The organism is Rhodanobacter sp. UC4443_H10, from assembly GCF_052978325.1.
Window position 1 is genome coordinate 355,902 of the sequence record NZ_CM129668.1, and the last position, 21,852, is coordinate 377,753.

General features: G+C 67.7%; 23 protein-coding genes. 11 read left to right on the forward strand and 12 right to left on the reverse strand.

The window, feature by feature from the left end; translation table 11 throughout:
* Nucleotides 1-35: 35 nt before the first annotated feature.
* The 3 genes from ACVCMB_RS01575 to ACVCMB_RS01585 all read right to left on the reverse strand — a co-directional run bounded on the left by ACVCMB_RS01575 (nt 36) and on the right by ACVCMB_RS01585 (nt 3,558).
* Entirely contained in the window at nt 36-443 is a 408-nt protein-coding gene (locus ACVCMB_RS01575) for a DUF3293 domain-containing protein (RefSeq protein WP_447105981.1), read from the reverse strand.
* Entirely contained in the window at nt 436-1,839 is a 1,404-nt protein-coding gene (locus tag ACVCMB_RS01580; RefSeq protein ID WP_447105982.1) for an FAD-dependent oxidoreductase, read from the reverse strand. The genes ACVCMB_RS01575 and ACVCMB_RS01580 overlap by 8 nt, the downstream gene beginning before the upstream one ends.
* Nucleotides 1,840-2,004: 165 nt before the next feature.
* Nucleotides 2,005-3,558 carry a M4 family metallopeptidase gene (locus ACVCMB_RS01585; protein WP_395117931.1) on the reverse strand — a complete coding sequence of 518 codons (1,554 nt, stop codon included), beginning with the start codon at nt 3,556-3,558 and terminating at the stop codon, nt 2,005-2,007.
* Between the two features lie 344 nt (nt 3,559-3,902).
* Here ACVCMB_RS01585 and ACVCMB_RS01590 point away from each other — a divergent pair, with 344 nt between their 5' ends.
* Complete coding sequence (locus ACVCMB_RS01590; protein ID WP_447105983.1) at nt 3,903-5,870, forward strand: cytochrome c/FTR1 family iron permease; 1,968 nt, start codon at nt 3,903-3,905, stop codon at nt 5,868-5,870.
* 10 nt (nt 5,871-5,880) lie between these two features.
* Here the strand turns inward: ACVCMB_RS01590 and phbB are convergent, their stop codons facing one another.
* The 7 genes from phbB to ACVCMB_RS01625 form a co-directional block, all read right to left on the reverse strand.
* Complete coding sequence (phbB, locus tag ACVCMB_RS01595; protein ID WP_447099123.1) at nt 5,881-6,642, reverse strand: acetoacetyl-CoA reductase; 762 nt, start codon at nt 6,640-6,642, stop codon at nt 5,881-5,883.
* Between the two features lie 112 nt (nt 6,643-6,754).
* Nucleotides 6,755-7,255 (reverse strand): polyhydroxyalkanoate synthesis repressor PhaR, encoded by a 501-nt coding sequence (gene phaR, locus ACVCMB_RS01600; RefSeq protein ID WP_395117937.1) that lies wholly within the window; start codon nt 7,253-7,255, stop codon nt 6,755-6,757.
* Nucleotides 7,256-7,344: 89 nt separating this feature from the next.
* The gene (locus ACVCMB_RS01605) at nt 7,345-8,898 is read right to left on the reverse strand and encodes a DHA2 family efflux MFS transporter permease subunit (RefSeq protein ID WP_395117939.1); all 1,554 of its coding nucleotides are present in this window, start codon (nt 8,896-8,898) and stop codon (nt 7,345-7,347) included.
* Between the two features lie 9 nt (nt 8,899-8,907).
* On the reverse strand, nt 8,908-10,110 hold the full coding sequence (locus tag ACVCMB_RS01610) for an HlyD family secretion protein (protein WP_395117941.1): 1,203 nt from the start codon (nt 10,108-10,110) through the stop codon (nt 8,908-8,910).
* Nucleotides 10,107-11,579, reverse strand: coding sequence for an efflux transporter outer membrane subunit (locus ACVCMB_RS01615; RefSeq protein ID WP_447105984.1), 1,473 nt, complete (start codon nt 11,577-11,579; stop codon nt 10,107-10,109). The genes ACVCMB_RS01610 and ACVCMB_RS01615 overlap by 4 nt, the downstream gene beginning before the upstream one ends.
* Nucleotides 11,580-11,590: 11 nt before the next feature.
* Entirely contained in the window at nt 11,591-12,115 is a 525-nt protein-coding gene (locus tag ACVCMB_RS01620; protein WP_447099119.1) for a MarR family winged helix-turn-helix transcriptional regulator, read from the reverse strand.
* A gap of 69 nt (nt 12,116-12,184) precedes the next feature.
* Nucleotides 12,185-12,961 carry a TatD family hydrolase gene (locus ACVCMB_RS01625; RefSeq protein WP_395117947.1) on the reverse strand — a complete coding sequence of 259 codons (777 nt, stop codon included), beginning with the start codon at nt 12,959-12,961 and terminating at the stop codon, nt 12,185-12,187.
* Between the two features lie 172 nt (nt 12,962-13,133).
* Here ACVCMB_RS01625 and ACVCMB_RS01630 point away from each other — a divergent pair, with 172 nt between their 5' ends.
* Nucleotides 13,134-13,712, forward strand: a complete 579-nt coding sequence (locus ACVCMB_RS01630) for a glycine zipper 2TM domain-containing protein (RefSeq protein WP_395117948.1) — start codon at nt 13,134-13,136, stop codon at nt 13,710-13,712.
* Nucleotides 13,713-13,738: 26 nt separating this feature from the next.
* Nucleotides 13,739-14,227 (forward strand): glycine zipper 2TM domain-containing protein, encoded by a 489-nt coding sequence (locus ACVCMB_RS01635; protein WP_447100524.1) that lies wholly within the window; start codon nt 13,739-13,741, stop codon nt 14,225-14,227.
* 84 nt (nt 14,228-14,311) lie between these two features.
* Here the strand turns inward: ACVCMB_RS01635 and ACVCMB_RS01640 are convergent, their stop codons facing one another.
* Nucleotides 14,312-14,746: a cell wall hydrolase gene (locus ACVCMB_RS01640; RefSeq protein WP_395117952.1), complete on the reverse strand. Its 435-nt coding sequence runs from the start codon at nt 14,744-14,746 to the stop codon at nt 14,312-14,314.
* A gap of 474 nt (nt 14,747-15,220) precedes the next feature.
* Nucleotides 15,221-16,024 (reverse strand): CAF17-like 4Fe-4S cluster assembly/insertion protein YgfZ, encoded by an 804-nt coding sequence (gene ygfZ, locus ACVCMB_RS01645; protein ID WP_395117954.1) that lies wholly within the window; start codon nt 16,022-16,024, stop codon nt 15,221-15,223.
* Between the two features lie 131 nt (nt 16,025-16,155).
* On the opposite strand from ygfZ, the gene ACVCMB_RS01650 reads away from it, so the two are divergent.
* From ACVCMB_RS01650 to ACVCMB_RS01685, 8 genes are all read left to right on the forward strand, one after another.
* Nucleotides 16,156-16,323 carry a DUF1674 domain-containing protein gene (locus ACVCMB_RS01650; protein WP_395117956.1) on the forward strand — a complete coding sequence of 56 codons (168 nt, stop codon included), beginning with the start codon at nt 16,156-16,158 and terminating at the stop codon, nt 16,321-16,323.
* Nucleotides 16,324-16,403: 80 nt separating this feature from the next.
* Nucleotides 16,404-16,799, forward strand: coding sequence for a succinate dehydrogenase, cytochrome b556 subunit (gene sdhC, locus ACVCMB_RS01655; protein WP_395117958.1), 396 nt, complete (start codon nt 16,404-16,406; stop codon nt 16,797-16,799).
* Nucleotides 16,796-17,209, forward strand: a complete 414-nt coding sequence (gene sdhD, locus ACVCMB_RS01660; protein ID WP_447105985.1) for a succinate dehydrogenase, hydrophobic membrane anchor protein — start codon at nt 16,796-16,798, stop codon at nt 17,207-17,209. The genes sdhC and sdhD overlap by 4 nt, the downstream gene beginning before the upstream one ends.
* A gap of 25 nt (nt 17,210-17,234) precedes the next feature.
* On the forward strand, nt 17,235-19,022 hold the full coding sequence (gene sdhA / locus ACVCMB_RS01665; RefSeq protein ID WP_395117962.1) for a succinate dehydrogenase flavoprotein subunit: 1,788 nt from the start codon (nt 17,235-17,237) through the stop codon (nt 19,020-19,022).
* A gap of 53 nt (nt 19,023-19,075) precedes the next feature.
* The gene (locus ACVCMB_RS01670) at nt 19,076-19,858 is read left to right on the forward strand and encodes a succinate dehydrogenase iron-sulfur subunit (protein WP_395117964.1); all 783 of its coding nucleotides are present in this window, start codon (nt 19,076-19,078) and stop codon (nt 19,856-19,858) included.
* Nucleotides 19,859-19,921: 63 nt separating this feature from the next.
* Nucleotides 19,922-20,104, forward strand: coding sequence for an FAD assembly factor SdhE (locus tag ACVCMB_RS01675; protein WP_395121375.1), 183 nt, complete (start codon nt 19,922-19,924; stop codon nt 20,102-20,104).
* A complete protein-coding gene (locus ACVCMB_RS01680) occupies nt 20,076-20,513 on the forward strand; it encodes a protein YgfX (RefSeq protein WP_447105986.1) in 438 nt (145 codons plus the stop codon). The genes ACVCMB_RS01675 and ACVCMB_RS01680 overlap by 29 nt, the downstream gene beginning before the upstream one ends.
* A gap of 93 nt (nt 20,514-20,606) precedes the next feature.
* Nucleotides 20,607-21,848, forward strand: coding sequence for a lipoprotein-releasing ABC transporter permease subunit (locus ACVCMB_RS01685; protein ID WP_395117968.1), 1,242 nt, complete (start codon nt 20,607-20,609; stop codon nt 21,846-21,848).
* Nucleotides 21,849-21,852: the final 4 nt, after the last annotated feature.

The window sequence follows — 21,852 nt, forward strand, 5'->3', positions numbered from 1 at the left end:
TCCTGGTGTCGGGTCGACGGGTGCGTGCGGACGCGTCATTCCATTACGCGCAAGCGGGCCGTACCGTCGCCGCGGCCGTGAAGGTAGGCCAGTTGCTCGTGGCGACGGGCCAGCGCGTCCAGCGTCGCCCGGTCGGGTCCGGTCACGAACAGGCTGGGCTCATGCCAGCCGCTGGTGCCGATGCCGATCCCCGGACGGATCGCCGCCCCCGGCCATTCGCGCAATGCGGCGAACAGCTGCTCCTGCGCAGCGAGGTTGTCCGCCAGGTCGCGCGGTTCGCCGCGCGGGTTCCACGCCGTGATGAACCCCCAGGCCTGGGCACCGACCAGCGCGTGCAGCGCAACCGGCAACGGCTGGTCGATGCGGATATCGGCCCATTCCACAGGGTCGAGGCAGACCAGGTAACGAGTGGCGCGGAAGGCGGCAAGCAGCGATTCATCCATGGCGCAGTGGCGGCAGCGGCGGCAGGCGGGAGCGCAACAGACTCGCCGCGGCGTCCAGGTCGATGTCCGCAACCCGGGGCGTGTCGCGCAGCAATTGTTCCAGCAGTTCATCCTGTGCGCGGCCGCGTGCAAGCGCGTAGGCGTAGGGCACGTGGGTGAACGTCACCAGGCGATAGCGCGCCATGTAGTGGCCGGGAATGCGCTCGGCCAGCTTCGCGCCGAGTTCGCGCTTGGCCAGGTAGTGCGGATCGGCCACCGAGTCGCGCATCTCGATGTAGTTCTCCACCGCCATCGCGGCGATCGCGTCGGCGTTCGGCTGGCGCACGCGCTGGAATTCGGCGAACACGTCGGCGCTGTCGTCCGGCGCCCCGGCCAGCAGGTCCGCGAGCACCACGGTGTCCTCGAAGCCGCAGTTCATGCCCTGGCCGTGGAACGGCACGATCGCGTGCGCCGCGTCGCCGAGCAGCAGCGCGCGGCCGTCCAGGTGCCAGCGCTCGAGGTACAGCGTGGACAGCGTGCCGACCGGGTGGCTGTCGAAATCCTCTCCGAAGCGCGGGATCAGCGGCAGCAGGCCCGGGAACTGCTCGCGGAAGAATGCGCCCGCGGCCGTGGCGTCGGGCAGGGTGGCGAAGCTCGGCGCGGCGCCCTGCGCCGGCAGGAACAGGGTGACGGTGAAGCTGCCCTCGGTATTCGGCAGCGCGATGCACATGTAGCCGCCGCGCGGCCAGATGTGCAGCGCGTGCGGCTCCAGCGCGAACTGGTCGCGGCCGCCGCTGTGCTGCAGCACCGCGGCCGGCAACTCGCCGGCTGGCGGGATCTCCAGTTCCTTGTAGCCGTGGCCGAGCGACTCGATCCGCTCGCCCAGCGGCGCCTGCGCGTTCATCGCCGCGCGCACCGCGGAGCCGGCGCCGTCGGCGCCGACCAGCAGCCCGGCATCCAGTTCACGCTGCACGCCCGCCTCGTCGGCGAGCCGGATGCGCTGACGCCCGAAGTCGGCGCCGACCAGCGACTGGCCGAAATGGAAGCGCACGCCGGCGGCCTCGGCGGCATCCAGCAGCAGCATGTTCAGTGCGCCGCGCGAGACCGACCAGATCACCTCGCTGTCGTCCACGCCGTAGCGCTGCAGGCCGCTGTTGCCATCGCGGTCGTGCACCATGCGCCCGCGCATCATCACCGCGCGCTGCAGCACGTCGTCGGCCAGGCCGGCCGTGCGCAGCGCCTGCAGGCCGCGCTCGGCCAGCGCCAGGTTGATCGAGCGACCACCCAGGAAACCGCTCAGTCGCGGATCGGGGCGCTTTTCGAAGACGTCGACGGCGAAACCGCGCCGGGCCAACTGCTGCGCCAGCAAGGCGCCGACCAGGCCGCCGCCGATGAGGGTGATGGGTTGCTGCGCCATGCTGCGGTCCGGAGAAGGAATCCGCACACTGTTCCGCAAGCGCCGCGCGACTGCAATCCCGGATCGTCCGCTTCGTGCCGGCATGCCTCCGGCAGGCTGTCGCGACAACGAGAAGGGCCGGCCCTTGCGGACCGGCCCTCGTTCAACGGCAGGCTTGCCGGTTGCCTACTGGCAGGTCACGCCGACGGCATTGAATGCCGCCACCACGTCGCTGCGCGAGTAGCCGTAGTCGTCCGCCGCGTTCTCCACGCCGCAGGCGCCGGCGTTGAACGTGGAGGTGGCCGACCAGTACATCGCGTTGGCGTGCGCGAAGACTTCGAAGGCCTTCCTGGTGTTCCAGTTGGACGACTTGGCCAGCGTGCAGAACGCCTTGTTGTAGACACCGCTGGAATAGTGCACGTCCAGCGAGCTGGTGTAGTTCGCCGCGTTGTCGATCGAGGCGCCGTCCAGCTTCGGCGTGCACATCCAGCGCAGCGCGGTGCCGTTCTTGATGATCTCCGCGCCCACCAGCCAGTCGTTGTGGCCGCGGTCGAAGTACTCGGCCGCTTCGCCTGCCATGTCCGAGAACGCCTCGTTCATGCCGCCGGACTGGCCGGAATACTGCAGGCCGGAGTTCTGCTCGGTGAAGCCGTGGCTGATTTCGTGGCTGGTGACGTCCAGCGAGGTCAGCGGATAGAAGTAGCTGGCGCCGTCGCCGAAGTTCATCGACGAGCCGTTCCAGAACGCGTTCTCGTAGTTGCGGCCGTAGTGCACGTTCATCACCAGCGAGAAGCTCAGCGGCGGCGCGCCGAGCCAGTTGTTGTACATGTCGTGCACGACGCTGCCGAAATGGTGTGCGTCGTTGATCGGCGAATAGGCCCCGTTCACGGCATCGCCGCTGCTGTTCGGGCAGATGAAGCTCCACAGCGTGCCCGTGCGCGTGCTTTTCGCCATGTTGTTGGTCTTCACGTCCGGGTTCTGCATGTAGCAGGTGGAGCCGGACTGGGTGACGGCAAGCGCCGCATAGTCGGTGCCGTAGAAATACTGGCCGGTCTTCTGGTTGCCGCCGGCGCCGGTGGCCAGTGCCGGCGTGCCGGTGCTGCCGCCACCGCCGCCGCCCGGCTTGCCCTTGGTGGTGAGGCCGTCCCAGGACTCGATCACTTCCCCGGTGTTGGCGTCGATGATCGCCATCGGGCGCGTCGGCTGACCGCTGCGATCGACGAAGAACGAGGTGAGATAGGCGAGACGGGCGCGGTTGCCCTCGGCGTAGACGTACAGATCGCTCTTCGCGTTCTGGATGTCGCTGTCGCGAATGCCGTTGACGCCGATGCCGAGCGGCAACAGGCCGGCGTGCGCGCGCAGCAGGCCGATGGCGCGAGTGCCGTTGATGGCGGGGGCGACCGAGGCGATGTCGTGGCCGATGCCGCGGGAAATCTCGCCGCTGACGCCGAGCACGTTGCCGCTGCCGTCACGTTCCACCACGACCTGGCGACCGTATACCGGTATGCCGCGGAACGTCTGCTGTTCGCGGGTTTTCACGGTGCCGTGGGTGGTGCGTGCCTGCAGTCGCGGCGACAGCGCGGCGTCGGCATCCAGGCCGATGCGGTTGGCCAGGGCGGCGGGCGCGAGCTTGCCCATGGATGGCGCCTGCACGCGTGCGTGCGTTGCTGCGCCGGCATCGGACATGACGGCCAGGCCGATGGCGCCAAGCAGCGCCGCGGCAAGTGGTTTTTGCATCATCAGTGGTTCCCCTCCTCGTGATTTGAAAAGACGCCCGGCAGGTTTCCCTGCCGGTGCGTCTTGCAGTCCGGTGCGCGAGGAGTCCCCCCCAGGACAGACGGCGACCGGATCGCAGGAAACTACGACTTCTTGCCATTTCCGGTCAATGACCGGGTTCCAGGGCCGCACGGACGCGGCGTCGCGACGCAGGAAGTTTCGGCCGGGTCAGCGCGGCCGCCGAGGTGCAAGGGATACGGCATCTGCGTGAATCATTCTCATTTGCAGTTGATGCGCTCATTCGCGACAATGGCGCCTTCCGTTTTTCCGTCGCCCCTGGCCGGGCGCTGCCTGGAATCCGCTTCGCCATGCATACGCATTGTCGTCGTCCATCTTCGTTCTGCCTTGCCTGGTTGCTGGGCCTGGGCATGCTCGTCGTCGCGGCCACGGCGACGGCAGCCGCACCCGCGCCTGCCGCGGACAAGGCGCAGACGATCGTGCACATGCTCGATTACATCAGCGTGGACTACCCCCAGTTCGTGCGCGACGGCAAGGTGCTCGACCAGAGCGAGTACGCCGAGCAGCTCGAATTCGCCACGCAGTCGCTGGCGTTGCTGCAGCAGTTGCCGGCACAGACAGGGCAGGCGGAACTGGTGGGCAAGGCGCAGGCCCTGCGCGCGGCGATCGCGACGAAGACCGATGGCAAGGCGGTGGCCGCGGCGGCCAATGCGTTGCGTTGGGACATCATCCGCGTCTGGCAGCTGAGCGTGGCGCCGCGGCAGGCGCCGGACCTTGCCGCGGGTGCGCGCCTGTATGCCGCCGATTGCGCCGCCTGCCACGGCGTCAGCGGCCATGGCGACGGCGTGCTGGCAGCCGGGCTCGATCCGGTGCCCAGCAATTTCCACGATGCGGCAAGGATGGATGCGCGCAGCATCTACGGGCTGTACAACACCATCACGCTGGGCGTGGCCGGCACGCCGATGCGGCCGTTCCCGGAACTGTCCGAGACCGAGCGCTGGTCACTCGCGTTCTACGTCGCCGGCCTGCGCGCCACGCCCGCGCAGTTGCAGGCCGGGGCCACGGCTTGGCAGCAAGGCATCGGCAAGGCGCAGTTCAAGGACTTCGGCGACCTGGTGACGCGGGCGCCGAATGACGTGGCGCAGCGCGAAGGCGCGCAACTGGTGGCAGTGCAGGCTTACTTGGCCGCCCATCCGGCGTCGATCCAGGCCGCGGCACCCACGCCGATGGCAACCACCCGCGACAAGCTCGACGCCAGCCTCGACGCCTATCGCCGCGGCGATCGCGACATGGCGCGGCAACTGGCCATCGGTGCCTACCTGGAAGGTTTCGAACTGGTGGAGGCCAGCCTGGACAACGTCGACGCCCCGCTGCGACGCGAGGTGGAGACCCGGATGATGGCCTTGCGCACGACCATCGCCCAGGGGCCGCCGGTGGCTGAGGTCGCCGCGCAGGTCAAGCGCATCGACGGCCTGCTCGACCGTGCCGAACAGGAGCTTGCGGCGGGCGAGCTGTCGCCGCTGACGGCCTTCCTCAGCGCGCTGCTGATCCTGCTGCGCGAGGGTCTGGAGGCCATCCTGGTGCTGGCGGCGATCATCGCGTTCGTGCACAAGACCGGGCGCCGCGATGCGATGCCGTACATCCACTTCGGCTGGATGGCGGCGGTGCTGCTGGGCACGGCGACGTGGGTGGTATCGAGCTATCTGCTGGCGATCTCCGGCGCCAATCGCGAGGTCACCGAGGGCGTCACCGCGCTGATCGCCGCGGCGATGCTGCTGTACGTCGGCTACTGGCTGCACAGCAAATCGTACGCGCAGGCATGGAGCGCGTTCATCCGCACGCGGGTGAATGCCGCGCTGGGCAAGGGCACCTTGTGGGCGATGGCCGGCGTGGCGTTCCTGGCCGTGTACCGCGAGCTGTTCGAGATCGTGCTGTTCTACCAGACCCTGTGGGTGCAGGTGGGCAGCGAGGGGCAGCACTACGTGATCGCCGGCATGCTCACGGCGGCGCTGCTGCTGGCGCTGGTGGCCTGGGCGATCCTGAAGTACAGCGTGCGCCTGCCGATCGGGCCGTTCTTCACTGCGACCTCGGCCTTGCTGGCGCTGCTGGCGGTGGTGTTTGCCGGCAACGGCATTGCCGCCTTGCAGGAGGCCGGCGTGGTCGGCGCCGACGCCGTGTCGTTCGTCTCGATCCCGTTGCTGGGCATTCACCCGACGCTGCAGGGCCTGCTGGCCCAGGCGTTTGCGCTGGCGCTGACCGCCGGCGGCGTGTGGCTGGCGCGGCGGCAGGCACTTGCTGCCGCCCGCAACGCGGGTTGAGCCGGGATGCTCAGAAGCTCATGAAGTAACCGCCGTTCACCGGCAGGTTGGCGCCGGTGATGTAGCCGGCGTCGTCGGCGGCGAGGAAAGCCACGGCGCGGGCGATGTCCGCCGGCGAGCCGAGCCGGCCGACCGGAATGCCGGCGATGATCTGGGCGCGGATGTCGTCGGGCACGGCCGCCACCATCGGCGTGTCGCAGTAGCCGGGCGAGACGGTGTTGACGGTGATGCCCTTGCGCGCGGTCTCGCGCGCCAGCGCCATGCTGAAGCCATGCACGCCGGCCTTGGCTGCCGAGTAGTTGGTCTGGCCGAACTGGCCGGTCTGTCCGTTGACCGAGCTGATGTTGACGATGCGACCGAAGCCGCGCGCGCTCATGCCGTCGACCACGTGGCGGCAGATGTTGAACACGCCGTCCAGGTTCACCTGCATCAGCTCGTGCCATTGCTGCGGGCTCATCTTGCGCAGGCTGGCGTCGCGGGTGATGCCGGCGGCGTTGACCACGATGTCGACGCTGCCGTGGCGGTTTTCGACCTGCGCGAGCGCTTGCCGGCAACTTTCGAAATCGCTGACGTCGAGCGGTGCGAAGTCGACCGCGCCACCGAATTCGGAGAGTTCGTGGTGGAAGGCGGCGACCCGTTCGGTGCGCGCAGCCAGATCGAGCGCCACCACCTGGCGCCCGGCGCGGGCAAGGTGGCGGCAGATTTCGGTGCCCAATCCGCCGATGCCGCCGGTGACGATGGCAACGCGTCGTGGAGTGTCGGTCTGATTCATCGGGATCGCTTCGCTGGCCGGCTCACGCTGCGTGGCAGCACATGTTGTGCTGCAGCGTCCGGGAAAGGTTGGGGCGCCGGCGACGGAGCGGGGCCGTCGCGGCGCGCGGGATTCAGCCGGGCTTCTTGCCGCTGCGCGTGCCGGCCGGCGGCGGGGTCGGCATCACCTTGGCGGCGGTGTCCATCAGCCCGCGCTGCATTGCCTGGAACGCCGCCATGTTGCGCTCGGTCAGGTCGTTCAGCGTGTTCCAGGGGGTTTGCCCCATGAGGTTGTTGAGCTGGCTGCGGAACTGGGTCTGCTGGTCGAGGAACACCTGCAGGCTGCGCTCCAGATAGGGGCCCATGAAGCCCTGCAGCGAGTCGCCGTAGAAGCGGATGATCTGGCTGAGCAACTGCGGCGACAGCATCGGCTGCCCCTTGTCCTCGTGCTCGGAGATGATCTGCAGCAGCACCGAACGGGTCAGATCCTCGCCGCTCTTGGCGTCGCGGACCTCGAAATCCTCGTTGTCCAGCACCAGCTGGCGGACTTCCTCCAGCGTGATGTAGCTGGAGATCTCGGTGTCGTAGAGACGCCGGTTCGGGTACTTCTTGATGATGCGTTTGTTTTGTGCCATGCGCCACAAGCTAGCAGAAGATATTGCGGCGCACCAGTCGGCGCCGCCGTTTCATGCTGCGGCATCCGGGCGCAGCAAATCCGCCTGTTTCAGTGCCCCGGGGCACCGCCGGCATTGCCGAACGGCGGGCGCGCCAGCCACAGCAGCGGGATCATGGCGAGGAACAGCACGGCGCAAACGAGGTAGACGTCATTGACCGACAAGGTCAGCGCCTCGCGGGTGATCAACTGGTCGACCACATCCAGCCCCTGCCGCATGGAAAAGCCGCCGTGCTCCAGGTGCTGCAGGAAACTGGTCGCGGCGGGCGCCGCCGGCGTGATGTGTTCGGTCAGCACGGCATGGTGGTATTCGCCGCGATGCTGCCACAGCGTCACCGTGGCCGCGGTCGAGACGCTCGACGCCAGCGTGCGGCAGAAGTTGGCCAGGCCCGAGGCGCTGGCGACCTGGTCCGGGTTCAGGCCGGACAGGTACATCTGGTTGAGCGGGATGAAGAAGCAGGCGATGCCGATGCCCATCACGAAGCGCGGCAGCACCAGGGTGCCGAACGAGGCGGAGCTGTCGAAGCTGGCGAACCAGAACGAGGTCACCGCGAACACGATGAAGGCGAACGTCACCACCGCGCGCAGCTCCAGCCGCTGGATGTTGGCGCCGATCACCGGTGCCATCAGGAACGCCAGCACGCCCACCGGCGCGCTGGCCAGGCCGGCCCAGGTGGCGGTGTAGCCGAGGTCGATCTGCAGCCACAGCGGAAACACCACATTGATGCCGAAGAACGCCATCATGCCCAGCGACAGCGCCACCACGGCCACGGTGAAGTTGCGCCGCTTGAACAGCGCCAGTTCGACCACCGGATGTCTGGCGTGCAGCTCCCACACGATCAGGAAGGTGAGGCAGACCAGCGCGATGATGCCCAGGGTCAGGATCATCGGCGAGGCGAACCAGTCGTGGTCGTTGCCGTTGTCCAGCATGAACTGCAGCGCGCCCACGCCGACCACCAGCAGCACCAGCCCGATCACGTCGATCGGCATCTTGAAGGTTTTCGTCTCGCGTTTGTGCAGCAGCGCCCAGGTAATCAACGCGGCCAGCGCACCCACCGGCACGTTGATGTAGAAGATCCACGGCCACGAGAAATTGTCGGTCAGCCAGCCGCCGAGGATCGGGCCGAAGATCGGCGCCACCACTACCGTCATTGCCCACAGCGCCAGCGCCATGCCCTGTTTCGCCTTCGGGTAGCTCGACAGCAGCAGGGCCAGCGACAGCGCCACCATCGGGCCGGAGCCCGCGCCCTGCAGCAGGCGGCAGATCACCAGCATCGGCATGCTGGTAGCCATGCCGCAGAGCATCGAGAACAGCACGAACAGCGTCACCGAGCTGATGAAGGTGCGCACCTCGCCGAAGCGTCGCGCCAGCCAGCCGGTCAGCGGCTGCATGATCGCGCTGGCCAGCGCGTAGGAGCTGATCGTCCAGGTGCCCTCGCTGGGACTCACGCCGAGGCTGCCGGCGATGTGCGGCACCGAGACGTTGACGATGGTCATGTCCAGCACTTCCATGAAGGTGCTGAAGGCGACCGCGATGGTCAGCAGGACCAGGGCGCCGCCTTGCAGCGGCTTCAGGGGCGTGGTGTCGTCGGGCGTGGCGGCCATCGGCTCGACTCAGCGGGCGTCGCGCGGCAGGTTGGCGCGGATGACCTGCTCGGCCTCGGCGTCTGCCTTGGCGGCCATCTGGGTATAGACGTCGGTCTGCGCCACCGGCTGCTGCGCCGGGGTGGCGGCCAGCACGCTGCCCTTGTCGTCGGTGATGTCGATGGTGACCTCGCTGGACAGGCCCACCCGCAGCGGATGCTTGTCCAGCTCGGCGTTGTCCAGCGAGATGCGCACCGGCACGCGCTGCACCACCTTGATCCAGTTGCCGGTGGCGTTCTGCGCCGGCAACAGCGAGAACACGCTGCCGGTGCCGGCGCCCAGGCCGATCACCTTGCCGTGGAACACCGCGTCGTCGCCGTAGAGATCGGAGACGACCGTCGCCGGCTGGCCGATGCGGATGTGGCGCAACTGGCTTTCCTTGAAGTTGGCCTCCACCCACAGATCGTGCAGTGGCACCACCGTCATCAATTGCTGCCCGGGCTGCACGCTGTTGCCCAACTGCACGCTGCGCTGCGCCACGTAGCCGGAGACCGGTGCGTAGATCGCGTTGCGCTGGGCGGCGATCCACGCGGCGCTGAAATTCGCGCGGGCCTGCATGACGCCCGGGTTGCGCGCCACGTCGGTGCCTTCGATTGCCGCATGCGCCGCGGCTGCCTGGGCCTGCGCGCCGGCCAGCGCGGCGCGCGCCTGCGCCACGCCGTCGCGCAGGTGCTGCACGATTTCTGGCGATTCGGCGTGCGCTGCCAGCAGCGGCAGGTGGCGTTTGAGGTCGGCGTCGGCCTTCTGCAGCGCGAGCCTGGCTGCGTCGACCTGGGCGTCGGCGCTGCTGGCCGAACTGGTTTGCTGGCGCACGCCGCGCACGGCCTGGGCCAGTGCGCTGCGTGCCTGTTCCAGGCGCACCTTGGCGTCGGTGGGGTCCAGCCGTACCAGCACCTGGCCGGCTTCGACGCGCTGGGTGTCGTCGGCGAGGATCGCCACCACCGTGCCGGGCACCTGGGCCGAGATGGCCACCTGGTTGCCGCCGACGTAGGCGTTGTCGGTCTTGACCCGGGTGGAGAACACGAAGAACCACAGCGCGAACCAGGCGAGCCCGGCGAGGATGAACGCGGCGGCCACGATCAGCAGCGCGCGCCGACGCTTGGCCGGGTCCTTCGCGGCCATGCCGCTGTCGTTGGCGTCGACAGACGACCGGTCGGTTTCAGTGGTGCTCATGGGCGGGCTCCAGCGGTAACGGAAGAGGTGGCATCGGCGTTGCGGTCGGCGACGGAGGCGTCGCGATAGCCGCCACCCAGCGCCTTGACCAGCGCGAGGTCGGTCGCCACGGCTTGCGCCTGCAACTGCACGGCCGCGTCGCGCTGCTGCAGCCATTGCGCCTTGGCCACCAGGCTCTCGCGGGCGTCGCGCACGCCCTGGGCGGCGCGCGCCTGCGCGTTGGCCAGCAGTTGCCGCTGCGCATCCACGCGGGTGCGCTGGACCACGCGCCGCGCGGCGATCTGTTGTGCGCCGAGCGCCTGCGTGGCGACTTCACGGGCGGCACCCAGCACCGTGCTGTCGTACTGCGCGATTGCCGCGTCGAGCTGGGCCTGGCTCACACCGTAGTTCGCCTTCAGCGCGCCGCCATTGAAGATCGGCAAGTGCAGCGCCGGGGCCAGCGAGAACGTGCGGCTGCCGGCGGTGAACAGCTTGCCCAGGTCGATGCTCGACAACCCGGCCATCGCGCTGATGCTGAAATCCGGGAAGAACTCGGCGCGGGCGGCGTCGGTCTGGCGCAGCGCGGCTTCGACCTGCCAGCGGCTGGCGGCGATGTCCGGGCGGCGCGCGATCAGGTCCAGCGCGGCGTTGGCGGGAATGCCCTCGTCGACGCGCGGCAGCGGTCTCGGTTGCAGCTCGGGCAGCTGTTCCGGTGCCACGCCGAGCAGCGAGGCGAGCGACACGCGGCGGATCTTCGCCGAGCCTTCCAGCGTCACGCGCATTTCCTGCACGGCGGCCAGTTGCGCGCGCGCCTTCTGCGCTTCGTCCGGCAAGTCCACGCCCTGCTTGACGCGCAGATCGGCGATGCGGCTGAACTGCTGCTGCGTGGCGAGCGCTTGATCGGCCAACTGCAGGCGCGCCTGGTCGGCCTGCCAGCCGAAGTAGGTATCGGCCACGGCGTATTGCAGTGCGAGTGCCGCGGCGCTGCGCTGCGCTTCGGCCGCGTGTGCCTGGTCGAGCGCTGCTTCCAGCGTGGCGCGCTTCTTGCCCCACCAGTCGAAGTCGTATTTGAGCTGCGCACCGAGGTCGGCCTGGTTGTACCAGCTGAAGCCGAGGAACTGGCTCGGGATCAGCCCGTGGTCGCTCAGCCGTTGCCGCGCCACCTGCGCGCTGCCGTTCACCGAGAGCCCGAGCTGCGCCGCTGCCAGCCTCGCCGACTGCTCCGCCTGGGCCACCCGGCTCTGCGCCATCGCGAGGTCCGGCGACTGGCGGGTGGCGCTATCCATCAGGTTGTCCAGCTGCGGATCGTGGTATTGCCGCCACCACTGCGCCGCGGGCCAGCCGGCGCGCTCGGGCGCCTGCAGCCCGGCCAGCGGCACGTCGCCGCGCAGGTCCGGTGCCAGCAGCCTGGCCGGTGCAGCGCAGGCGGCCAGGGTCAGGACAATCAGGGCGGCGAGCATCGCGCGTCCGCCCGGCAAGGCGTGCTTCATGCGGGAATCCTTCATGGCAGGCGCTGTTCGCCCAACTGGTCGAGATTGGCGGCGAGCTTGCGCAGCAGCCGGTCGAACTGACGCATGTCGCCGGCGCTGAAGCCGCCGAACATGGCGCCCACCTGCGGGAACATCGGCGGCAGCATCTTCTGCACGAAGCGCCGGCCGGCAGGGGTGATGCGGATCAGTACGCGGCGGCGATCCTCCTTGCTGCTGCCGCGGGTGATCAGGGCGCGCTTGACCAGCGCATTGGCGATGCGCGTCATGTTGGTGGCGCCCTGGGTGGTGAACTCGCACAGCTCGCCCGGCGTGGAACTGCCGTCCGGCCGGCTGTACAGGATCATCAGGGTCAGGAACTCGCTGTGGTTGAGCTTGTTCGGCTTGAGCTTCGCCTCCAGCTCGCGGTCGATGGTGGCACCGAGCATCAGCATGAGCCGGCACATCCGCGCTTCCGCCACGGGCATCTGCGGGACGAGCTGGCCGACCCGGTCGATGCCTTCGTCCATCATCGCGATGCAGTTTGCGAGAGTCGCCATTTCACTGATTTATAATTCACCAGTGAAGTAAATTAGCAGGCGCCGATGGCCCGGGGCAAGTGACGATTGTCACGGGTTCCGGTCGAGGCCGAACAGGCGGCGGGCATTGGCGGAGGTGGCTTGCGCCACGTGCTGCTCGCTCTCGCCGCGCAGCTCGGCCACGCAGCGCAGGATCTCGACCAGTCGCGCCGGTTCGTTGCGTTGGCCGCGGTGGCCGGCGTCGGGCTGGTCCGGCGCGTCGCTTTCCAGCAGCAGGAACTGGATCGGCATGGCGGCAACGATGCGCCGCAGGCGCTGCGCGCGTTCGTAGGTCACCGGGCCACCGATGCCCAGGTGGAAGCCGATGTCCCACAGCTTTGCTGCCTGTTGTTCGCTGCCGGAGAAGCTGTGCACCACGCCGCGCGCGCCGGGGCAGCGGCGCAGGCTCAGGCTCACCTCTTCCAGTGCCTGGCGTGCGTGCACGATGACCGGCAGATCGAGTTCGCGCGCCAGCCGCAGCTGGATTTCGAAGAAGCGTTGCTGCAGGTCGCGATCGGACCCCGCGCCGTGGTAGTCCAGGCCGATCTCGCCCACGGCGACCGCGGGGTGATCGCCCAGCCAGTCGCCGAGGCGCTCCAGGTGCTCGGGCCGATGGCGGTCCATGAACAGCGGATGCAGGCCATAGGCGGGATGGATGCCGGGTCGGTCGTCGCACAGGGCATGGATGCGCGGCCAGCTTTCGGCGTCGGTGGCCGGGACCACCAGTTGGCCAACGCCGGCCGCTTCGGCGCGCGCGATGACCGCGGCGCGGTCGGCCTCGAACGCCTCCAGGTCGAGATGCACGTGGCTGTCGATGAGCAGTTGCATGGGGAATATCCGTGAATGTGGGCGCGACTGCACGGCAAGTGCGTGAAAACCATGTCATAACTTCGAGCTAGCTGCGATTCAGTCTGGCATCGGTTCAATTGACTGCGCAGGTTGTTACGTCCGCTGCACATCCCGGGCGGTAGGCTGCGCTCAAACAGAGGAGTAGGAAGTGATGAACACGTTGATGGTCAATGTACTCAAGGCGGCGATCGCCGCGGCGCTGGTGACGGGAGTATCTGCCTGCAACCGCAGTGCGGACGCCGGCTCGACCGGTGCGGACGGCATGGCCGCGAGCGCCGATGCCGGGGTGAAGTACGGCAAGGTCGTCTCCGTCGACCCGGTGCGCACGACGGTGAACAACCCCAAGCAGGTCTGCCATGACGAGACCGTCACGCACACCGCACCGCCGAAGGACCAGCATCGCATCGCTGGCACGGCGATCGGCGCGGTGGTCGGCGGCCTGGTCGGCAACCAGGTCGGCGGCGGCAAGGGCAAGACACTGGCCACCGTGGCCGGCGCGGTCGGCGGCGGCTACGCCGGCAACCGGATCGAGGCGGCGCACCAGAAGGGGCAGGTCACCACCAGCGTCGAACGCCGCTGCGACACGGTCAACAACACCAGCAGCAAGATCGTGGGCTACGACGTCCGCTACGTCTACGACGGCGTCACCCGTACGGTCCGCATGGATCACGACCCCGGTGATCGCGTTGAGGTGAAGGAAGGCGTGACCGTGGTATCCGACGCTCATTGAGCTCATTCACCCCACAGGAGCACCTGATGACTGCACGCATTGCAAAACTTGCACTGGCCGCATCGATGACGACGGGCCTCGCCCTCGCCGGTTGCGCGACCCAGCCTTACGGCAACAGCAACAACGGCTACTACGGAGGCCAGTCGTCGGCTTACGGCAACCAGCCGGTTCGCTGCAACACCTGCGGCGTGGTGCAGGAGGTTCAGCAGGTGTATCTGGAGAACAGCGGCAACGGTGGCACGCTGGGTGCGATCATCGGCGCGGTGGCCGGCGGCGTGCTCGGCAACCAGGTCGGCAAGGGCGATGGCCGCAAGGCCGCGACCGTGGCCGGCGCGGTGGCCGGCGGCGTGGTCGGCAACCAGGTCGGCAAGCGCAGCGGTGCCGACAAGGTGGCCTGGCGCATCGTTGTCCGTCTGGACGACGGACGCTACGCCACCGTGACCCAGCGCGAGAACCCCGGCCTGCGCCAGGGCGACTACGTCGAGGTGCGCGGCGATCACGTCTACCCGCGCTGATCGTCCTTGACATACGGACGTCTGGACGTCCAAAAGAAAAGGCCACCGGAAGGTGGCCTTTTCTGTGTCTGCGATACCTTCCGCTCAGTTCACTGCGTAGAAGGCGTGGTCGCCGATCGTCACGCTGGGGCGGTTGTGCGACCACGAGGGGGAGATCGTGGTGGTCGCGAAGTGATCGGCGTGCGGCACCAGCATGCGACGCTGCGCCAGCGGCAGCTGCCAGTTGTGGATCGAGTTTCCGGCGACGTCCCACGCCTTCACGAAGGCGGGGAGGTTGCTGATCTCGAATGATCCGGACGTGGTGGTGGTGGCGAACTGGTGCGGTGCCGTGACCACCTTGCACACGGTATCGCCGTAATGCCCGCGATCGCGCCGGCGCAGCGCCACCTCGGCCACCGCCAGCTGGCCGTCGGTAGGCTGGCTGCGTGCTTCGAGATAGACGGTCGTGGCCAGGCAGGCCTGGTCAGCTACCGGCTGGGGCATCAGTGTCGTCAGCCACAACAGCAGGGAAAGTTTCATGTTCTGCCTCCAACGTGCTGTACGCGCGAAGCCGTCTCGGCTTCTTGCGCCGTTGCGGTGGACGGGCGGGCAGGCCGTTCCACCTGGATCTGTCGCCCGGGCCGAAACTTGTGGCCAAGGCGCTGTGCCACGGGATTGTGGCGATTCGAGCGGCTCTGCGAAGCCGGCCGGAAGGGTTGTGCCGGGAACGGTGCCGTCATGCGGGCGTCGCGTTGCTTCCGGCGGCTTTGCCTCGAAGGATGGCAAGGCCTGTTCTCATCCGGCATTGCTGCTGCCGGGTCGCGCCGATACGGATTCATCCGGTTCGTCGCGTCAATCGACACCCCGTGTACCGGGTGCCGCGATATTCGATCGGCGGAGCCTAGTGGCGGGAAGCGCCGCTGGCAAGTGCCGCGATGGGCGGATTTAACTTGCACTCACGTGTCGTTGACAAGTGCCATCGCGAAAAAATCCCCGCGTGTCTGCACGTCATGTTCATGCGGACCATGACGTCTGCAGCGTCAATGCAAGTGCACGCTGGAATGACGGCGTAGCGCCTGCGCGAAGTTGTGCGGCAATGTCGTCGTCCAGCACCAGCAGCACGTCGGACGCGCCGTCGCCGTCGACGACATCCAGCACGCAACCGACCTCGCGATCGTCGATGCGCAACGCGTCGCCGGCCTGCACCGGCTGCGACGTCGTGCCGCGGTGCAGGTGGCGCTTGTGGCCACCGCGAAAATGCAGTCGCGCCACGATTTCCTGGCCGGGATAACAGCCCTTGTCGACAGCCACCGCGTCGAGCCGCTGCAGCGACAGCGCAGCGGGCAACGACGTTCCGAGCATCGGCGCCGGCAGCCACGGCCAACCGTCGCGCAACTGCAGCGCGCGCCATGCGTCGTCCGTGGAAGCGGTCGCGGAAACGAGCAGCGCATGCGAGCCGCAACCCAGCGAAACGGCGTCGCCTTCCATCGTCATCACATGCAACGGTTGCGCGGGGCCGGTACTCAAACCGCGCGCCGGCAGCGCGGTCAGCCGGACCCGGGAGCGGAACACGAATCGCTGCAGCGCCTCCACCATCGCCGCGGCGTCGCCGCCGCGCAACAGCAACAGGTAGCGTTGTTCTTCCAGCCGCGCCAGGTGGAACAGCGCACGCACGCGACCTTTCGCATCCAGCCAGGCGCTGAATTGCCAGCGGCCCACGGCAAGGCCATCCACCTTGCTGCTGAATTGCGCGTGCGCGAATGCGCCTGCATCGGGACCTTCGAGCAACAGTGTTTCGGCGATCGGGGATGCGTGCATGGTGTGAGAAGTTTGGGGCGGTCGCGCCGTTGCGCAAGTGAGTAGCATGGCCGCCATGCGGTGCGGCGCCTGCGGGCCGATGGTTGTGCTGTCCGGGGGCAAGTATTAATCTTCAGCGGCTGACAAACACCATGTCCAATACCTCAGTCCCCATCGAAACCACGCCTGCCCCCGTCAAGCCGGAGACGACCGCCAAGCCGGCCGATCCGCCGCCCGACAAGGCAGCCTTGGAGCGTCCGGCTCCGGACCCCACGCGCTACGGCGACTGGGAAAAGAACGGGCGCTGCATCGACTTCTGAGCGGGAGCGCCCGGCACGGGGCGCGGCATCAAGGGGCGAATGCAGCAGGGATATCAGCGATTCCACAGAGGATAGCCGCCATGGCAGAGAAGCAACGACCGCTTTCCCCGCATCTGCAGATCTACCGCAAGCAGGTGCAGATGATGACCTCCATCACGCATCGCGCCACCGGCATCGCCCTCGCGGTCGGCGGCTTGCTGGTGGTCTGCGGCCTGCTGCAGCTTGCCGCCGGCGAAGATAGCTTCAACCGCTTCAAGGGCATCATCGGCAGCCCGGTCGGGATGGTGCTGCTGTTCGGCTGGAGCTGGGCGCTGTTCTATCACCTCTGCAACGGCATCCGGCACCTGATCCAGGATGCCGGACTCGGTTACGAGATTCCCCAGTTCGTGCGTTCGAGCTGGCTGTCGGTGGCCGGCAGCATCGTGCTGACCGCTGCGACCTGGGCCTGGGTAATGATGGCCGGAGGTGCGGCATGAACCTGCGTGTGGGAACCGACGACGTGCGCAGCCAGCTGCGCAATCCGATGAAACTCGCCCGCGGACTCGGTTCGGCGAAATCCGGCGTGGAGCACTGGTGGGTGCAGCGGTTGACTGCGGCCGCGCTGGTGGTGCTGGGCATCTGGTTCGTGATCACCGTGCTCGGCCTGCTGCACGCGGATTACGCGGCGGCGCGCGCGACGGTGGCCAAGCCGTGGAATGCGCTGCTGCTGATGGTGTTCGTGCTGACCATGTTCTGGCATGCCGTGCTGGGCTTGCAGGTGGTGGTCGAGGATTACGTGCACACCCGCTGGAAGGAGGTCGTGCTGCTCGTGGCGATCAAGTTCCTCGCGGTGCTGGGCGCACTGGCTGGCGTGCTGGCCGTGTTGCGCGTGGCGCTGACCCCCTGAGACGAAAACGCGAGGCCGGGATTCCATGGAAAGCTACAAGGTTCAGCAGCATCTTTATGACGTGATCGTGGTCGGCGCCGGCGGCGCCGGCTTGCGCGCCACCTTCGGTCTCGCCGAGAAGGGTCTCAAGGCGGCGTGCATCACCAAGGTCTTCCCGACGCGTTCGCACACCGTGGCGGCGCAGGGCGGCATCGCCGCCGCGCTCGGCAACATGAGCGAGGACAACTGGCGCTTCCACTTCTACGACACCGTGAAGGGCGGCGACTGGCTCGGCGACCAGGACGCGATCGAGTACATGTGCAAGCACGCGCCCGAAGCGGTGATCGAGCTCGAGCATTACGGCGTGCCGTTCTCGCGCACCGAGGACGGCCGGATCTACCAGCGTCCGTTCGGCGGCATGACCACGCACTACGGCAAGGGCACGGCGCAGCGCACCTGCGCGGCCGCCGATCGCACCGGTCACGCGATCCTGCACACCCTGTACCAGCAGGCGCTTGCGCACGATGCGACCTTCTTCGTGGAGTACTTCGCGATCGACCTGGTGTTCGACGCCGAGGGCGTGTGCCGCGGCGTGCTGGCGCTGGACATGAACGAAGGCACCATGCATTTCTTCCGTGGCCACGCGGTGGTGCTGGCCACCGGCGGTTACGGTCGGGCCTACCTGAGCGCCACCTCGGCCCACACCTGCACCGGAGACGGCGGCGGCATGGTGCTGCGCGCGGGCCTGGCGCTGCAGGACATGGAGTTCGTGCAATTCCATCCCACCGGCATCTACGGTGCCGGCTGCCTGATCACCGAGGGCGTGCGCGGCGAGGGCGGCTACCTCACCAACTCCGAGGGCGAGCGCTTCATGGAGCGCTACGCGCCGCATGCGAAGGATCTCGCCTCGCGCGACGTGGTCAGTCGCGCGATGACGGTCGAGATCAACGAGGGCCGCGGCGTCGGCGAGCACAAGGACCACATCTTCCTCAACCTGATGCATCTCGGCCCCGAGGTGATCCACGAGCGGCTGCCCGGCATCGCCGAGTCGGCGCGCATCTTCGCCGGAGTCGATGTCAGCAAGCAGCCGATCCCGGTGTTGCCGACCGTCCACTACAACATGGGCGGCATCCCCACCAACTACCACGGCGAAGTCGTGCAGAAGCGCGGCGACGACGTGGATGCCGTGGTGCCCGGGCTGTTCGCGATCGGCGAAGCGGCGTGCGTGTCGGTGCACGGCGGCAACCGGCTGGGCTCCAACTCGCTGCTCGACCTGGTCGTGTTCGGTCGTGCCGTGGCGCATCGTTGCGCCGAGATCATCCAGCCCGGCACGCCGCACAAGGATCTGCCCGCCACCGCGCTGGACAAGGCGCTGGAGCGCTTCGACCGCCTGCGCAACGCCAACGGCAGCACGCCCACGGCGGCGATCAGGCTGAACATGCAGCGCACGATGCAGCGCTACGGTGCGGTGTTCCGCACGGGCGAGACGCTGGACGAAGGCAGCCAGAAGATCTCCGAGGTGTTCAAGACGTTCGAGGACGTCAAGGTCAGCGATCGTTCGCTGGTGTGGAACACCGATCTGATCGAGACGCTGGAACTCGCCAATCTGCTCGAGCAGGCGGTGGCGACCATGCACTCGGCCGCGCAGCGGCCGGAGAGCCGTGGCGCGCACGCCCGCGAGGATTTCCCGGAGCGCGATGACGAGCACTGGCTCAAGCACACGCTGGTGTGGGTCGACCGCGAAGGTGCCACCCGCTTCGACTATCGTCCGGTGCACCTGGACACCTTGACCGACGAGGTGGCTTCGGTCCCGTTGGCCAAGCGCGTCTACTGAGTCGTTGCGTTCGATGTCACGTCCCGTTTTCGAGAATATGGAAGGGCAATGCCATGGGTGAATTCACGCTGCCACGGAACTCCAAGATCCAGCCCGGCAAGCATTACCCGGCCAAGGATGCGAAGAAGCCGCGCACCTTCCGCATCTATCGCTGGTCACCGGACGACGACAAGAATCCGCGCATCGATACTTACGAGATCGATCTGGCCGCATGCGGTCCGATGGTTCTCGACGCCCTGCTGAAGATCAAGAACGAGATCGACCCGACGCTATCGTTGCGCCGTTCCTGTCGCGAGGGCATCTGCGGCTCGTGCGCGATGAACATCGACGGCACCAACACGCTGGCGTGCATCTGCGCGATCGACAGCGTCGCCAGCGGCGACGTGAAGATCTACCCGTTGCCGCACATGCCCGTGGTCAAGGACATCATCCCGGACCTCACCCATTTCTACGCGCAGTACGCCTCGATCAAGCCGTGGATTCGCACGCAAAGCCCGGCGCCGGGCAAGGAGCGCCTGCAGTCGCCGGAAGATCGCAAGAAGCTCGATGGCCTGTACGAGTGCATCCTGTGCGCCTGTTGCTCCACCAGCTGCCCCAGCTACTGGTGGAATGGCGACAAGTACCTCGGTCCGGCAATCCTGCTGCAGGCCTACCGCTGGATCGTCGACTCGCGCGATGAAACCACCGGCGAGCGCCTGGACGACCTGGAAGACCCGTTCAAGCTGTACCGCTGCCACACCATCATGAACTGCACCCGCACCTGCCCCAAGGGGCTGAACCCGGCCAAGGCGATCGCCGAGATCAAGAAGCTGATGGTGGAGCGGCGCAGCGCATGATGCGTCGTGGATAAGGGCCGCCTGCGCTGGCGTGCCCGCCGCGGCACGCGCGAACTGGATGCCATGCTGGGCGGCTGGCTCGACGAGCGTTTCGAGCAGGCCGACGAGGCACAGCGGCAGGCGTTCGACGAATTGCTCGACACGCAGGACCCGGAGCTGTGGGACTGGATGATGGGCCACGCCCGTCCCGACAGAGCCGACTGGCAGATCATCATCGATGACATCCGCGCCCGCCATCGGCTTTGATTATTCCCCGTCGCGGCTGCTGCCGCGCTACCTGCTGCTGGTGGCGACACTCGCCGCGATCGCCGTGCTGGTCAGCGCCTTGCCGCCCTGGCTGCGCGCGGTGACGGTGGTTGCGCTGGCACTGGCGGCCTGGCAGGCGTGTCGCCGATTGGCGATGACTGTCGTGGCTGCCGCCGGCTGGAGCGCAGAGTCGGGCTGGACCCTGCGCACCGCGGACGGCGAGGATCATCCCGCCAGCCTGGCTTCGTTCCGCGTGCTGGGCGATCTGGTGTGGCTGCGCATGCAATCGGCGCAGCACGGCATCTGCGTGCTGCTGCTGGCGCCGGACAACAGCGACGCCGACATCCGCCGTCGCCTGCGCATGCGCCTGGCGACGATGCAGCCGGGTGAGGCGCTGCCGCGCTGGTGAGGCAACTTCGTCGAATCGGCGCGGTCTTGTCGAATGACCGATAATGCCGGTCCGGGCGGCCCGCCCCGTGCCATCACCACAAGCGAATCGCCCATGTTCCGACCGCTCGAACTCTTCATCGGCCTGCGCTACACGCGCGCCAAACGTCGCAACCAGTTCATCTCCTTCATCTCCACCGTGTCGATCGTGTGCATTGCGATCAGCGTGATCGCGTTGATCACGGTGATGTCGGTGATGAACGGCTTCGACTACCAGATGCGCTCGCGCATCCTGGGTGCGGTGTCGCAGGCGACGATCACCAGCGTCGACGGCCCGATCAAGGACGTGCCGCGCGCGCTGCAGGTCGCCCAGGCCAATCCGCACGTACTGGGCGCGGCGCCGTTCGTCGAATCCGAGGCCATGCTGATCGGCCAGCGCTCGGCCGGCGTGCGGGTGCGCGGCATCGACCCGGCGCAGGAGCCGAAGGTTGTCGACATCGGCCAGCACATGATCGAAGGCTCGCTCGACGACCTGCGTTCCGGCGACTGGAACATCGTGCTGGGCCGCGATCTGGCGATGCAGCTCGGGGTGGGGGTGGGCGACCGCGTCACCATGGCGGTGCAGGAGTTGCGCGCCACGCCGATGGGCGGCATCCCGCGCATGCGCAGCTTCCACGTCACCGGCACGTTCCAGCTCGGCATGGAGCAGTTCGATTCCGGCCTGGCCCTGGTCAACATGCGCGATGCCGAGAAACTCAATGATCTCACTGGTCCGACCGGCATCCGGCTGCGCCTGGACGATCTGTTCAGCGCGCGCCCGGTGGCGCGCGAACTGGCCAGTCAGTTGGGGCAGTACTACGGCGTGCGCACCTGGATGGACGAGAACGCCAACCTGTTCCATGCGCTGTCGATGGAAAAGCTGGTGATGTTCATCATCCTGTCACTGATCGTGCTGGTGGCGGTGATCAACCTGATCTCGATGCTGATGATGCTGGTCACCGACAAGCAGGCGGACATCGCGATCCTGCGCACGCTCGGCGCCACGCCCCGCAGCATCATGGGCACCTTCATGGTGCAGGGCCTGCTGGTGGGCTTCGTCGGCATCGGCTTCGGCGTGGGCTTCGGCGCGCTGTTGTCGTGGAAACTGCCGGGCATCGTCAAGTGGATCGAGCACACCTTCCACGTCACCTTCCTGTCGCCGGACGTCTATTACATCAGCGAGGTGCCGAGCCGGCTGGACTGGCAGGACGTGGGCTGGACCGCGCTGCTGACCTTCGTGTTCGCGCTGCTCGCCACCCTCTATCCCGCCTGGCGCGCCTCGCGCACGCAGCCGGCGCAGGCCTTGCGTTATGAGTGAGAAA